Source organism: Arthrobacter zhaoguopingii (assembly GCF_009828605.1).
Taxonomy (GTDB): Bacteria; Actinomycetota; Actinomycetes; order Actinomycetales; family Micrococcaceae; genus Arthrobacter_D; species Arthrobacter_D zhaoguopingii.
This window is the reverse complement of record NZ_WIAE01000001.1, coordinates 447,976-461,771: the sequence shown is the minus strand read 5'-3', so window position 1 is coordinate 461,771 and position 13,796 is coordinate 447,976. Positions and strand designations below refer to the sequence as shown.

Annotated in this window: 12 protein-coding genes and 1 riboswitch; of the genes, 4 read left to right on the top strand and 8 right to left on the bottom strand. The window is 71.9% G+C overall.

Annotation, left to right across the window (positions count from 1 at the left end; genetic code table 11):
• Positions 1 to 4: 4 nt before the first annotated feature.
• A riboswitch (SAM riboswitch) is annotated at positions 5 to 119 on the bottom strand.
• Between the two features lie 106 nt (positions 120 to 225).
• Both GVV77_RS02015 and GVV77_RS02010 read left to right on the top strand, forming a co-directional pair.
• On the top strand, positions 226 to 867 hold the full coding sequence (locus tag GVV77_RS02015) for a VOC family protein (protein ID WP_159615877.1): 642 nt from the start codon (positions 226 to 228) through the stop codon (positions 865 to 867).
• 33 nt (positions 868 to 900) lie between these two features.
• A complete protein-coding gene (locus GVV77_RS02010; protein WP_159615875.1) occupies positions 901 to 1,662 on the top strand; it encodes a glycosyltransferase family 2 protein in 762 nt (253 codons plus the stop codon).
• A gap of 276 nt (positions 1,663 to 1,938) precedes the next feature.
• Here GVV77_RS02010 and GVV77_RS02005 read toward each other — a convergent pair whose 3' ends face one another.
• The 6 genes from GVV77_RS02005 to GVV77_RS01980 all read right to left on the bottom strand — a co-directional run bounded on the left by GVV77_RS02005 (position 1,939) and on the right by GVV77_RS01980 (position 9,307).
• Entirely contained in the window at positions 1,939 to 2,721 is a 783-nt protein-coding gene (locus GVV77_RS02005; RefSeq protein WP_159615873.1) for a CPBP family intramembrane glutamic endopeptidase, read from the bottom strand.
• 41 nt (positions 2,722 to 2,762) lie between these two features.
• On the bottom strand, positions 2,763 to 4,046 hold the full coding sequence (locus GVV77_RS02000; RefSeq protein WP_159615871.1) for an amidohydrolase family protein: 1,284 nt from the start codon (positions 4,044 to 4,046) through the stop codon (positions 2,763 to 2,765).
• On the bottom strand, positions 4,043 to 5,575 hold the full coding sequence (locus GVV77_RS01995; protein ID WP_159615869.1) for an amidohydrolase family protein: 1,533 nt from the start codon (positions 5,573 to 5,575) through the stop codon (positions 4,043 to 4,045). The genes GVV77_RS02000 and GVV77_RS01995 overlap by 4 nt, the downstream gene beginning before the upstream one ends.
• Complete coding sequence (locus tag GVV77_RS01990) at positions 5,572 to 6,780, bottom strand: allantoate amidohydrolase (protein WP_159615867.1); 1,209 nt, start codon at positions 6,778 to 6,780, stop codon at positions 5,572 to 5,574. Before GVV77_RS01990 ends, GVV77_RS01995 begins: the two co-directional genes overlap by 4 nt.
• A 164-nt stretch (positions 6,781 to 6,944) precedes the next feature.
• Complete coding sequence (hutU, locus tag GVV77_RS01985) at positions 6,945 to 8,642, bottom strand: urocanate hydratase (RefSeq protein ID WP_159615865.1); 1,698 nt, start codon at positions 8,640 to 8,642, stop codon at positions 6,945 to 6,947.
• Positions 8,639 to 9,307, bottom strand: a complete 669-nt coding sequence (locus tag GVV77_RS01980) for an IclR family transcriptional regulator (protein WP_159615863.1) — start codon at positions 9,305 to 9,307, stop codon at positions 8,639 to 8,641. Before GVV77_RS01980 ends, hutU begins: the two co-directional genes overlap by 4 nt.
• Before the next feature lie 112 nt (positions 9,308 to 9,419).
• On the opposite strand from GVV77_RS01980, the gene hutH reads away from it, so the two are divergent.
• Positions 9,420 to 11,069, top strand: a complete 1,650-nt coding sequence (gene hutH, locus GVV77_RS01975; protein WP_159615861.1) for a histidine ammonia-lyase — start codon at positions 9,420 to 9,422, stop codon at positions 11,067 to 11,069.
• A gap of 60 nt (positions 11,070 to 11,129) precedes the next feature.
• The gene (locus GVV77_RS01970; RefSeq protein ID WP_425483325.1) at positions 11,130 to 11,975 is read left to right on the top strand and encodes a siderophore-interacting protein; all 846 of its coding nucleotides are present in this window, start codon (positions 11,130 to 11,132) and stop codon (positions 11,973 to 11,975) included.
• Positions 11,976 to 12,052: 77 nt separating this feature from the next.
• On the opposite strand, the gene GVV77_RS01965 is transcribed toward GVV77_RS01970, so the two are convergent.
• Together GVV77_RS01965 and GVV77_RS01960 are read right to left on the bottom strand one after the other, a co-directional pair.
• The gene (locus tag GVV77_RS01965; RefSeq protein ID WP_159615857.1) at positions 12,053 to 13,258 is read right to left on the bottom strand and encodes a cation:proton antiporter; all 1,206 of its coding nucleotides are present in this window, start codon (positions 13,256 to 13,258) and stop codon (positions 12,053 to 12,055) included.
• A 3-nt stretch (positions 13,259 to 13,261) separates the two neighbouring features.
• Positions 13,262 to 13,744 carry a cation:proton antiporter regulatory subunit gene (locus GVV77_RS01960; RefSeq protein WP_159615855.1) on the bottom strand — a complete coding sequence of 161 codons (483 nt, stop codon included), beginning with the start codon at positions 13,742 to 13,744 and terminating at the stop codon, positions 13,262 to 13,264.
• Between the last annotated feature and the right edge of the window lie 52 nt (positions 13,745 to 13,796).

Genomic DNA, 13,796 nt, shown 5'->3' with positions numbered 1-13,796 from the left:
CGGGGACCCGCGCTTGCGCAGCGCCGTGTGGCGCTCCGCCAGGTCTTCACCCGGGGCACCCCGCCGCGGTGGAGGGTTGCCGGCCAGCAAGCCGGGGCTGTGTGCTGGCACTCATGACCTTTTCCCCATGAAAGCTGAAACCCGCGGCGGGGGCAATTTGTGACTCCGCGTTAAGTAAGGACTGCCTAAGTCGAGACGCGGATCACAAAGTGCCACTATGTAGCCATGCGCTTGGACCATGTATCTTATGCCTGCGAACCCGACGGACTGGCCGCCACTGCGGACCGGATTTCCTCAGCTTTGGGCGTTGAAGCGGTTAAGGGTGGTGTGCACCCCCGTTTTGGGACCCGGAACATGATTGTGCCCCTGGCCAACGGCCAGTATGTCGAGGTGGTCGAGGTCCTCGACCATCCCGCGTCCAACAAGGCACCGTTCGGCCAGGCCGTGCGCGCGCGTTCCGAGGCCGGCGGCGGCTGGATGGGCTGGGTGGTGGCGGTCGACGACCTCACCCCGTTCGAGGAACGGCTCGGGCGCCAGTCGGTGCCGGGCAACCGAAAGTTCCCCGACGGCCAGGAGCTCACCTGGCAGCAGATCGGCATCAAGGGCCTGATCGCCGACCCCCAGGTTCCGTACCTGCTGCGGTGGGACGACGGGACCGAGGCGCTGCACCCCTCAAACGCCCGCCCCTCGACGGTGCGCCTCGATTCCCTGACCATCGCCGGATCGCGCGCGCGGGTCACCGAATGGCTTGGCACTCCCGTCGAGGCGCCGCTGGGGGACGTCTCCGTGAAGTGGATCGCCCCGAACGGAACGCCGGGACTCATGTCGGTCACCTTCGACACCGGCAACGGCAAGATCGAGTTCTAGTCCGCACGGGGAATAGCCGTCCAGGGGAACGCTGTGGTCGCACGGCTCGCGGTGGTGGTCCCGGCGTTCAACGAGCCCTCCATCGGCAGGACCCTTGAGGGGCTGTACCGCCAGCACACCCGGGACGGCGTCTCCGTCTACGTCGTCGACAATGGGTCGACCGACGATACCCGGGCGCGGGTCGCCCGATTCCTTGCCGGCCGGGACGGCTTCCCGCTGACCGTCCTCGAGGAACCAGTAAAGGGTACCGGGGCTGCCAGCGATACCGGTTTCCGCCGTGCCATCACCGACGGCTTCGAGCTGGTGGCCCGGACGGACGGGGACAGCGTTCCGCGTCCGGACTGGACCGGGCGGATCCTCGCGGGTTTCGCGGCCCACCCGGGCCTCGAATTGCTGGGCGGGAGGAGCGTGCCCCTCGACGACGCCTACCGCCGGGCCGGGGACGCCCTGGTGATCCCGGCCGCCTTCCTTGTCCTGAGGACCGCGCTGGCCGCCGGTCACCTCGACCGCAGCTACCTGAAGCTCGTCGCCGGGCATAACCTCGCAACCCGCGCCGCCGCCTACCAGCGGGTGGGGGGATTTCCGCGCACCTCCATCGCCGAGTGCGACGAGGACATCGAGTACACGCTGCGGGTTGCGCGGACGCTGGGCCGCTCCGCCGTTCGAATCGACCGCGGCCTTGTGGTCGGGACCTCGATGCGCAGGATCCGCGCCTACGGGCCGGCACGGGCAGCCGTGCACCAGCTGCTGCCCGGCCTGCGGGGCAGGCTGGGCAGGGATGCCGATATCCGCTGACGGAAGCGTCGGCGCAGCGGCCTCCGCCGGCGGTGGCGGCCGGGCCCGGTCCGGCCCGGACGCTGGAGCGTGGGGGTGATTCCCGTCCTGACGGAAAGCGGGCGTGTCAAGGTAACCGGAGCACCGAAGTATCCACCCGGGGGGCTGCCGGGACTGGTTTAGTGGAACGTGGCGCCGAAGTTGTCAAGCAGCGAGCAGTCTGCGGGGTCGGGAGTGGTTGCAGGGCGCGAGCCCTGCAACCGTTCTCCTTAGGGCTGGCTTTCCCGTCCGGGGCCGCTAGTCCCCGATGCCGATGGCCGGTCCGAGCAGGGCGAAGCCGACGAAGCCGGTGATGTCGAGTGCCGCGTGGGCGATGACCAGCGGCATCACCCGGCCGGTGCGCAGGTAGGCATAGCCGAAGACCAGCCCCAGGATCACATTGCCCACGAACGGCCCGATGCCCTGGTAGAGGTGGTAGCTGCCGCGCAGCAGCGCACTGGTGATGAGGATCGCCGGGACGGACCAGCCAAGCCGTCGCAGCCGCTCGAACAGGTACCCGATCACGAGGACCTCCTCGAGCACCGCATGGCGCAGGGCCGACAGCACGAGCACGGGCACCGTCCACCAGTAGTCATCGAGGGCCGCCGGGACAATGGCGGTGGTGATGCCCAGGGCACGTCCGGCGGCGTAGACGCCGAGAGTCCCCACCCCCATGGCCACGGCCAGCCCCAGCCCGAGGCCGAAATCCAGGGCCGGGCGCTCGAAGGTGAAGCCGATCCGCCGGAACGCCGAGGCGCCGCCGGCGCTCAGCAGGAACAGGGCCAGGGCGACCGGCACGAGGGCGAAGAAGATCCCGAGCAGCTGGTACGCCAGGTCGAAGTACTGCCGGTCATTGAGCACCGGGTTGAGGGTGGTGGTCTGGCCGGCGAGCGGACCGGACGTCGCCTTGTCCAGCAGCCGCACCACCGCGTACACGCCCGACTGTCCGAGTGAGAGTCCCATCACGATCAGGATTTCCGCTGTGATCCGCCGCCGCTCCCGCAGTGCCGGCGGGTGGACGGTGGGTGAGAGAGAGCGCATGGGGTTATCTTTCCAGCGCCCGCCTCCGATTCCCAGCCGCCCTAGCTGAGCCTCACCCCGGCACGCCAGACGGCCCCGGTCAGCGGGATGCCGGGCCGGTACGCGAGGTGGGTGGCGGAGGGGGCGTTGAGCAGCTGCAGGTCGGCCCGGTGGCCGACAGCGAGGGAGCCTACGGCGCGCCGGCCGTCGGCGTCCGTCCCGGCCTCGCACCCGAGGGACAGGGCGCCGCCGTAGGTGGCGGCCCGGACCGCCTCCTGGACGCTCAGGCCCATCTGCAGCACGGCGGTGGTGACGCAGAACGCCATCGACGTGGTGTAGGAGGTGCCGGGGTTGCAGTTGCTGGCCAGGGCGAGCTGGACCCCGGCGTCGAGCAGCCGGCGGGCGGGCGGGAAGGGCTGGCGGGTGGAAAGGTCGCACGCCGGCAGGCAGGTGGCCACGGTGCCCCACCCCGGAGCGGCCGCCTGCCCGGCGTGCCCCTCTCCCCCGGCCTCCGCGGCGTGCGCGGGATCCCAGCCGGAGGGATCCCAGCCGGAGGGATCCCAGCCGGACCAGGACGAGGCGAGCGCGTCGATGTCGGCGTCGCTGAGGTGATTGACGTGGTCGACGCTCGCGGCGCCGAACTCGACGGCGAGCGCGGTGCCCTCCCCCGGGCCGAGCTGGTTGCCGTGGACCCGCAGTCCCAGCCCGGCATCCCGGCAGGCGGTGAGCACGGCCCGGCTCTGGTCGGGGGTGAACGCGCCCCGCTCGCAGAAGACGTCGGCCCATTGGACGTAGGGGCGGACGGCATCGAGCATCGGCCCGCAGACCAGCGCGGTGTACGCGTCGGCGTCGATGCCGGCCGGCACGAGGTGCGCGCCGAGGTAGGTCACCTCGTCGACGACGCCCGCGGCGATCCGCGCGCTGCGGGCCTCGTGTTCGACGTCGAGCCCGTAGCCGGTCTTGGTTTCAAGGTAGGTGGTGCCGCCGGAGGCCGCCTCGGCGGTGCGCCCCAGCAGCAGCCGGGTCAGCTCATAGTCCCCCGCGGCCCGCGTGGCCTCGGTGGTCACCGCGATGCCGCCGGCCCGGTACTCGGCCCCGGCCATCCGGGCTTCGAATTCGGCGGTGCGGTCGCCGGCGAAGACGAGGTGGGTGTGGCTGTCGACCCAGCCGGGCAGGCCCGCCCGGCCTTCGGCGTCGTGCACGGTGTCCGCTGCCGGCGCGCCCGCCGCCGGGCCGATCCAGCTGATCCGCTCCCCCTCGAGAACGACGGCGGCGTTGGTGAGGACCCGCTGGTCCGGATCCGACGTTGAGAGTTCGCCGATGTTGGTGATGAGCGTCGAGGTCACGGTGCTGCTGCTCCTAGGTCTGTGCGGCTGTCGCTGCGGTGGGCGCTCCTGCCCGCACCACCGTCCATTTTCCCGAGGACGGCCGCGAGCAGGTCCGCGGGGTCGCCGAGGCCCAGATGCCGCCCTCGGTGGGCGGCGGGGACCCCGCCGATGACGACGTCGGTGACGTCCTGCGCGGTGGCCGAATACACGAGCTGCTCCGGGTCGCTGCCGGTGGTGCGCACCGAGCGGGGGTCGATGGCGACGAGGTCGCACACGGCGCCCGGCTCGAGGCCGGCCGGCGGGCGGCCCTGCGCCCTGAGCCCGCTCCCGGTGCCGGCGGCGAGCAGCTCGGCCGGGGTGAACTGCGGGCGGCCTCCCGTCGCGAGGCGTTCGCCGTGCTCGAGTGCCCGCATTTCGATCCACGGGTCGATAACGGCGTGCTGGTCGGTGCCGAGGGCGATCCGGGCGCCGGCACGCTGCAGCCCGCCGGCGGGGCCGATCCCGTCGGCCAGGTCGGCCTCGGTGGTGGGGCACATCACCACCGTGGTTCCGGCGCCGCCGAGCAGGTCGATGTCGGCGGCCGTGAGGTGGGTGGCGTGCACCGCCGAGAGCCGGGATGTCAGCAGCCCGGTGGAGGAGAGCAGGCCGGTGGGGGTGAGCCCCGTGGCCGCGAGGCAGGCCTCGTTCTCGGCGGGCTGTTCGGAGAGGTGGATGTGGACCGGCACGTCCGGTGGCAGGGCCCCGGAGATCTCCGCGAGCGCTTCCGGTGGGACGGCCCGCACCGAATGGAGGCCCGCGCCGACCGTGACGGCCGACGCGGGGAAACGTTCGGCCATCACCTCCCGCAGCGAGGCGAAGCGGCGCAGCCAGGCGTTGGCTGACGCGTCGGTGAACCGCGCCTGGTCCGGGCCGGCGGGACGTCCGAAGCCGCCGGCGAGGTAACAGGTATCGAGAAGGGTCAGCCGGATCCCGGCGCGGACGGCCGCCCGGGCCAGGGCCAGTTCCATCGCGTGGGGCCCGTCCGGGCCGTCGGCGCTTCCGGCCGTTCCGGAACCCGCCGGAGCCGGGGCCCCCGTCTGACCCGTCGTCCCCGTCGTTCCCGATCCGTAGGGTGAGCCGTCGGGCCGGTGGTGCACGTAGTGGAATTCGGCGACGCTGCTCCAGCCGGTGACGACCATTTCGGCAAAGACCGCGGTGGCGAGCTCCTCGTACAGCTCCGGGGTCAGCTGCCGCGCCGCAGCGTACATCGATTCGCGCCAGGTCCAGAAGCTGCCGGAGGCTCCGTTGTGGGTGCGGCCGCGCAGCACCCGGTGGAAGGCATGGGAGTGGGCGTTGGCGGCGGCCGGGAAGACCACGCCGGGAAGCACGGTGTCCCCTGCCCGCGCGGCGACCCCCGCCTCGAGGGACGCCACCGTCCCGTCGCCGGCGGGCACCACACGGACGCCCCCGACGACGCCGCGGTCCCCGAGCCAGGCCGCCGCGCACCAGAGAGGCGCCGGTGCCGACGTCCGGGCGCCGGACCCGTCCGTCCCGCCGCCGCCGCTCACAGCAGGTCCTCGAGCACGTCGGCGAGCGCGGCGGCGCCGGCGTCTGCGTCTTCCCGTTCGACATACTCCTCCGGGGAGTGGCTGACCCCGGTGGGGTTCCGCACGTACAGCATGGCCGAGGGCACGACGCCGGCGAGCACCGCGGCGTCGTGGCCGGCACCGGTGGGCAGGGACGGCACCCCGCCGAGCGAGTTGGCGAGTCCCCGCTGCAGGGCGGGGTCGAAGGCCACGGTGCCGCTGAAGGATTCCTCGGTGAGGATGACCGAACAGCCCTCGAAGGCGGCGGCCTTCTGCGCCTTGCCGTGGATGGTTTCGACGAGGGCGGCGGTGACGGCGTCGTCGGGATGGCGCACGTCGAGCCAGAGGTCGACCCGGGAGGCGATCACATTGGTGCCGCCGGGCACCGGGGTCAGGCGGCCGACGGTGGCGCGGGCGCCGTCCTGGCGCCGGGCGGCCTCGCGCACCGCAAGCACGACCTGCGCGGCAGCGACCATCGGGTCGGCGCGGTCGGCCATCAGGGTGGTCCCGGCGTGGTTGCCCTGCCCCCGCACCGACAGCCTCCACCGCCCGTGGCCGAGGACGAAGGAGCCGACGGCGACGGCGGAGTCGAGGTCGATCAGTCCCCGCCCCTGCTCCACGTGGAGTTCGAGAAAGTCGCCGATGTTTCCCAGCGCCTCCTCGTCCCGCCCCAGCCCGGCCGGGTCAAGGCCTGCTGCACGGGAGGCCTCGGCGAAGGTGGTGCCGTCGGCGTCGGTGAGGCTGCGGGCCCGGTCGGCGTCGAGGGTTCCGGTGAGCAGGCGCGAGCCCAGGCACGCCACTCCGAAGCGCGAGCCCTCCTCCTCGGGGAAGACCGCGACCGCGAGGGAGCGGTTCGGCTGCACGCCGCGCCCGCGCAGGAGGTCGACCGCGGCCAGCGCCGAGGCGACCCCGAGAGGCCCGTCGAAGGCTCCGCCGCCCGGCACGGAGTCGAGGTGGCTGCCGGTGACCAGCGATCCCTTCCGCCCTGTCCCCGGGACGTCCCACCATGCCCACAGGATGCCGTTGCGGTCGGTTTCGACGGCCAGCCCACGCCGGCCGGCCTCGGCGGCGAACCACTCGCGCAGTTCGCTCTCCGCGGCGGAGTACACCGGCCGGGAGTACCCGCCGCGGCGGGCGTCGCGGCCGACACCGTCGATCGAGTCGAGAAGGGTTGAGACGGATTCCATGGAGCCTCCGGGCAGAACGGCTGCGGGCGGTACCGGTAATGGCACCGGTGGGTGCGGTGCGGTGCGGTGCGGTGCAGTGGTGCGGTGCAGTGGGTGTGGTGCAGTGGGTGTGGTGCGGTGCGGGCGGGGGCGGGCCGCGGCATGCCGCGGGTGGACCCTGACCATTACTCCTGCATGGGGATGCGCACGCCGCGTTCGGCGGCGACCTCGGCGGCCCGGGGGTAGCCGGCGTCGACGTGGCGGATCACGCCCATGCCGGGGTCGTTGGTCAGCAGCCGCTCCAGCTTCGAGGCGGCCAGCTCGGTGCCGTCGGCCACCGAAACCTGCCCGGCGTGGATGGAGCGGCCGATGCCGACCCCGCCGCCGTGGTGGATGGAGACCCAGGTGGCTCCGGAGGAGGTGTTGAGCAGGGCGTTGAGCAGCGGCCAGTCGGCGACGGCGTCCGAGCCGTCGGCCATGGCTTCGGTCTCCCGGTAGGGCGAGGCGACCGAGCCCGAATCGAGGTGGTCCCGGCCGATGACGATCGGCGCCGACACCTTCCCCTCGGCGACGAGGCGGTTGAAGAGGAGGCCTGCCTTGGCGCGGTCGCCGTAGCCGAGCCAGCAGATGCGTGCCGGCAGGCCTTCGAACTCGACGTGCTCGGCGGCGGCCTCGAGCCAGCGGTGGAGGTGCGTGTTCTCCGGGAACAGCTCCTTGAGGGCGGCGTCGGTAACTGCAATGTCGGCCGGGTCCCCGGAGAGGGCGACCCAGCGGAACGGCCCGAGTCCCTCGCAGAACAGCGGGCGGATGTAGGCAGGGACGAAGCCGGGGAAGTCGAAGGCCCGCGCATAGCCGCCGGAGCGTGCTTCGTCGCGGATGGAGTTGCCGTAGTCGAAGACCTCGGCGCCGGCGTCGAGGAACCCGACCATCGCCTCGACGTGGCGGGCCATCGAAGCCTGCGCCTTCTTGGTGAAGCCCACCGGGTCCGCCGCGGCCTCCCGCGCCCAGTCCTCCAGGGCGACGCCTTCGGGGAGGTAACTCAGCGGGTCGTGCGCGGAGGTCTGGTCGGTGACGATGTCGATGTCGATTCCGCGCCGGAGCAGCTCCGGGAAGACCTCCGCGGCGTTGCCAACGACGCCCACCGACAGGGCTTTCCGGTCCGCCTTCGCCGCGAGGACGGAGGCGACGGCATCGTCGAGGGAGTCGGCGACGGTGTCGAGGTAGCGCTTGGCGACGCGGCGGCGCAGGCGCGAGGAGTCGACGTCGACGATCAGCACCGCTCCCCCGTTGAGGGTGACGGCCAGCGGCTGTGCCCCGCCCATGCCGCCGCAGCCGGCGGTCAGGGTCAGGGTCCCGGCGAGGGTGCCGCCGAAACGCCGAGCGGCGATCGCGGCGAAGGTCTCGAAGGTGCCCTGCAGGATGCCCTGGGTGCCGATGTAGATCCAGGACCCGGCGGTCATCTGCCCGTACATCATCAGGCCCTCGGCCTCGAGCCGGCGGAACTCCGGCCAGGTGGCCCAGTCACCCACGAGGTTTGAGTTGGCCAGCAGCACCCGCGGAGCCCACGGGTTGGTGCGGAAGATGCCGACAGGCTTGCCCGACTGCACCAGCAGGGTCTCGTCGTCCTCGAGGTCCTCAAGGGAGCGCACGATGGCGTCGTAGGCCTCCCAGCTGCGGGCGGCCCGGCCGGTCCCGCCGTACACCACGAGGTCCTCGGGGCGTTCGGCGACCTCGGGGTCGAGGTTGTTCATCAGCATCCGCAGCGGAGCCTCGGTCTGCCAGCTCTTGGCCGTCCGGGCCGTGCCGCGTGCGGCCCGGATCTGCCGGGACGGATCGGACGTGGTGGCGCGGGGAGTCGGGGCAGTGGCCTCGGGTGTGCTCATGCTGATTCTCCTTCAGGGGTTGCTGAGGTGACGGGCAGGATGGCTGCGGCCTCGCGGGCCACATGCATCCCGATCCCCGCGGATTCGTTTTCACTAATGCGGTAGCTGGGCACGACGACGCTGAGCGCCGCGGCGATGCGCCCTCCGGCGCGGACGGGGGCGGCGATGGCGGTGACATCGGCTTCGACGCCGTCGCGCACCACGACGTATCCCGTGGAGGGCGTCGCGCCCGAAAGGACGGCGCCGACCGCCGTCCCCTCAAGGGGGATACTGCGGCCGACCCAGCTCGCGTGGCGCACCGAGTGGGTCCCTTCGCGCACGGCGAGGTAGACCCCGTGGCCGTCGTGGGAGGGCACGCTGAGGTAGGCCGATTCCCCGGTCAGGCCCACCAGCCGGTCAAGGGCCCCCTCGGCGAGGGAGACCAGGGATTCGGAGCTCAGCGCCTGGGCGCCCAGCTGGACGACCCGCAGCCCCGGCCGGTAGCCGCCGGCGCCGTCCCGGCGGACGAAGCCCGTGGATTCGAGGGTGCGCAGGAGCCGCAGCGCCGTCGAGGCGGAAAGGCCCGCGTCCCGGGCGGCCTCGGCCAGGGTGACCGTGCCCCGCTCGCACACCGCGCCCAGGAGCAGCAGCGCCCGCTCCACTGAGCGGGTCGAGGTATCTGCCACGCGTATCCCCTTGCGTCTCGGTCGGATTTGTATTTCACTTATTGAAACTCCATTTTCACTCAATGGCAATAGTCCGGTGGAACCCCGGAGGCCATGCGAAGCGAGGCTCCCCATGACTGCAGAGCACACAGCCCCGGGCACCACCGGCACCCTTCCGGCCGTCCCGGCACCCGGGTCCGCCGCCGGCAGCGGCGGCGGACCCATCCGGATCGGCACCGGCCCCCTCGCTCCGGCCGATGTGGTGGCGATCGCCCGCCACGGCGCGCAGGTGGAGCTCGGCGGGGACGCCCTCGAGGCGATGGCCGCCTCCCGCCGGGTCGTGGATCAGCTCGCCGGGGACACCACCCCCCACTACGGAGTCTCGACCGGTTTCGGAGCCCTGGCCACGAAGCACATCCCGCCCGCCCAGCGCACCCAGCTCCAGCGCAGCCTGATCCGCAGCCACGCGGCTTCCTCGGGGGCGGAAGTGGACCGTGAGGTGGTGCGCGGGCTGATGCTCGGGCGGCTCTCGACCATGGCCACGGGCCGCACCGGCGTCCGGCCCGTGGTCGCCGAGACCTACGCGGCGATGCTCAATGCCGGAATCACCCCGGTGATCGGCGAGTACGGCTCCCTCGGGTGCTCCGGAGACCTCGCCCCGCTCTCCCACGTGGCACTGGCCCTCATGGGTGAGGGCACGGTGCGCACCTCCGACGGCTCCACCGCCTCCGCCGCGGATGCCCTGGCGGCCGCCGGCATCGCTCCGGTCGAGCTGCGCGAAAAGGAGGGACTGGCGCTGATCAACGGCACCGACGGCATGCTCGGCATGCTGGTGCTGGCCGCCGAGGACCTCCACCGGCTGCTGAAGACGGCCGACCTCGCCGCCGCCATGAGCGTCGAGGGGCTCCTGTGCACCGACGCCGTCTTCGCCGCCGACCTGCACGAGCTGCGCCCGCACCCCGGACAGCACGACTCCGCCGCGAACATCCGTGCCCTCCTCAAGGATTCCCCGCTCATCGCCGCGGAGCTGACCGCCGAGACCGGACGCCACCGCTTCACCCGGGTCCAGGACGCTTACTCGCTGCGGTGCGCCCCGCAGGTCCATGGGGCGGCCAGGGCCACCCTCGCCCACGGCAACTCGGTGGCGGCCATCGAACTCGGTTCGGCCATCGACAACCCGGTGATCACCCCCGACGGCAGGATCGAATCCAACGGCAACTTCCACGGCGCCCCCGTCGGCTACGTGCTCGACTTCCTCGCCATCGCCGTCGCCGACGTCGCTTCGATGAGTGAACGCCGCACCGACCGGTTCCTCGACAAGGCACGCAACCACGGCCTCAACCCCTTCCTGGCCGACGATCCGGGGGTCGATTCGGGGCACATGATCGCCCAGTACACCTCGGCCGGGATTGTCTCGGAACTCAAGCGGCTCGCCAACCCGGCCTCGGTCGACTCCATTCCGTCCTCCGCCATGCAGGAGGACCACGTGTCCATGGGCTGGGCGGCCGGACTGAAGCTGCGCCGCTCCCTCGACGGGCTGACCCGGGTCCTCGCCATCGAGATCCTCACCGCTGCCCGGGCCCTCGATATGCGGGACGGCGGCCTCGCCACGGCGCGCAGCTCGGAGCCCATCACCGCGGTGCGCCGGGTGCTGCGCGCGCACATCCAGGGCCCGGGCACCGACCGGTACCTCGCGCCGGAGATCGAGGCCGCCCGGGTGCTTGTCGACAACGGCTCGGTGATTGCCGCCGCCGAGGATACCCTCGGGGTCGTACTGCTGTAGGTCCAGGAAATGGCCGCGCGCGGGGGTTTGTTAGGGTTGGCTTACCAACCTCTTCCGGAAGTGAGCCGTACCCCCATGAGCGCACCCGCCATTCGAAAGCCCCGCCCCCAGGTGGTGCTCAGTGTCCTCGAGACGATTCGGCTCAGCCCGCACATGGTCCGTGTCGTCGCCGGCGGCGAGGCCTTTCCCAAGCTCCTCGAGAACGAGCACACCGGCCGGTACGTCAAGCTGCTCTTCGCACGGCCGGAACTCGGGCTCGTTCCCCCCTATGACCTCGAGGCCCTCGCGGAGCAGCTTCCGCCCGGAGACCTGCCCATCAAACGGACCTACACGGTGCGGTGGATGGACCGGGAACGGCAGCTGCTCGCGATCGACTTCGTGGTCCACGGCGACGAAGGAATCGCCGGCCCGTGGGCTGCCGGCGCCCGGCCCGGGGACCCGCTCGTGCTGATGGGCCCGTCGGGCGCGTGGACGCCGAGGCCCGACGCCGGCTGGTATCTCTTCGCCGGGGACGAGGCCGCCCTTCCCGCCATCTCCGCAGGCCTTGAAGCGCTCCCGGAGGACGCCACCGGCACCGCCTGGCTCGAGGTGGACGACGAGGCGGATGTCCTCCCGCTTCAGGCCCCGGCCGGCGTCGAGCTCCGCTGGCTGTTCCGGCGCGGCCGGCCGGCCGGCACGACGACGCTGCTCGCCGACGCCGTCGCCGCCGCGCAGTGGCCCGGGGGCCGGGTCGAGGCGTTCGTCCACGGCGAGCGGGGGGCCATGAAGGCGCTGCGCGATGTCCTGTTCGGCCAGCGCGGGCTCGAACGCGCACAGGTCTCCCTCTCCGGCTACTGGGCCTACGGCCGGGCCGAGGACCGGTTCCAGGCCGAGAAACGGGAGCCGATCGGCAAGATCCTCGACTGACCGCGGGCCCGGCTGCCGGGCCAGCGGGGCTCACCGCCCGGCCGGCGGCCCAGCCGCGGGCCGCCCGGCCGTCCAGATCAGCGGCCCGCGGGGATCCCATCGGCACGGCCGGTCGTCGGACCGGTGCGGCGCATCAGCAGGTCCATGACAGGCTCGGCGATCCGGGCCAGGATCGGTCCGAGGATCGCCATGATCAGCACGTACGTCGTCGCCAGCGCTGCAATCTCCGGGACCACAGCACCCGAGGCCACAGCAAGCCCGGCAATGACAATCGAGAACTCGCCGCGGGCCACCAGCGCGGCCCCGGCCCGCGCCCGGCCGCGGGGCTTGATCCCCTGGCGGGCCGCGGCCCACCAGCCGGTGGCGATCTTGGTGGCGGCCGTGACCACTGCGAGCACCACGGCCCAGCCCAGGACGGGCGGGATGGACGCCGGATCGGTGTTCAGGCCGAAGACCACGAAGAAGATCGCAGCGAAAAGGTCCCGCAGCGGTTCAAGCACCCGGGTCGCGTTCTCCGCCGTCGCGCCGGAGATCGCGATGCCCAGCAGGAAGGCGCCCACGGCGGCCGAGACCTGAAGGGTCGAGGCGAGCCCTGCCACCAGCAGTGCGGCCCCGATGAGCGTCAGCAGGAAAACCTCGCGGTCCTTGCTGTCCACGATGGCCGAGACCACATTGCCCCAGCGCAGGGCGACGACCAGGACGAGCGTCACCACGACGAGGGAGACGCCCACGGCCTGGAAACCTCCGACGAAGCTGAGCCCGGCGAGCACCGCCGTCAGCACCGGCAGGTAGATGGCCATGGCGAGGTCCTCGAACACGAGGATCGCCAGCACCGTCGGGGTTTCCCTGTTGCCCAGGCGCCCGAGGTCGGAGATCACCTTCGCGGCGATGCCCGATGAGGAGATGTAGGTGACCCCCGCCATGACCAGGGCGCCGACGGGCCCCCAGCCGAGCAGGAGCGCGACGGCAGCGCCGGGAAGGGAGTTCAGGACAATATCGAGGATGCCGGCCATCCAGGACTGCCGCATCCCGGTGACGAGTTCCTTGGCCGAATACTCGAGGCCCAGCATCAGCAGCAGGAGCACGACTCCGATCTCGCTGGCCACCTCACTGAAGCGTTCGAGGCCCTCAAGTTCGAGGAACCCGCCCTGGCCGAAGAAGAGCCCCCCGACCAGGTACAGCGGGATCGGCGACAGTCCAAAACGTCCGGCCAGGCGGCCAAGGGCGCCAAGGCACAACAGGACAGCGCCGAGTTCAATCAGCGTTACTGCGGTTGTGTGCACCGATCAGCCGTGCCGGAGAATCTTCGCGGCGGTGTCCAAACCTTCGGAGGTGCCGACAACGACCAGGAGGTCGCCGGCGGCGAGGACGAAATCCGGAGTCGGCGAGGCCTGGACCTCACCGGAGCTGAGCACCGCCACCACCGACGCGCCCGACCTCGAGCGCATGCGCGTCTCGCCGAGGGAACGTCCGTCGAAGGGAGAGCCACGCTCCACCAGGAACTGGCGGGTGGTCACCCCGGGCAGGTCGCGGTGTTCCTCGGTCAGCCGGGCCACGAGGTGCCGTGCGCCCAGCAGGTTCCCGATCGTCGCGGCCTCATCGGGGGTCAGGGGGATCGAGGCGACACAGGCGTCGGGGTCGTTGGCCGCCGAGATAATGAGGTCAAGGCTCCCCTCGCGGTGCGCAACGATGCCGATCCGGCGGCCTGACGAGGTTTCGATATCCCTGCGGACCCCGATCCCGGGCAGTGGGACTTCATCAACGTTCATTCCACAATCCTATGCCTGTCCCGCGGTGCCGCTGCCGACCCCTCGAACGGGC

Coding starts and splice junctions, on each gene's coding strand:
- GVV77_RS02015 (WP_159615877.1), top strand. CDS start 226: ATGCGCTTGGACCATGTATCTTATGCCTGCGAACCCGACGGACTGGCC.
- GVV77_RS02005 (WP_159615873.1), bottom strand. CDS start 2,721: ATGCGCTCTCTCTCACCCACCGTCCACCCGCCGGCACTGCGGGAGCGG.
- GVV77_RS01990 (WP_159615867.1), bottom strand. CDS start 6,780: ATGGAATCCGTCTCAACCCTTCTCGACTCGATCGACGGTGTCGGCCGC.
- hutU (WP_159615865.1), bottom strand. CDS start 8,642: ATGAGCACACCCGAGGCCACTGCCCCGACTCCCCGCGCCACCACGTCC.
- hutH (WP_159615861.1), top strand. CDS start 9,420: ATGACTGCAGAGCACACAGCCCCGGGCACCACCGGCACCCTTCCGGCC.
- GVV77_RS01960 (WP_159615855.1), bottom strand. CDS start 13,744: ATGAACGTTGATGAAGTCCCACTGCCCGGGATCGGGGTCCGCAGGGAT.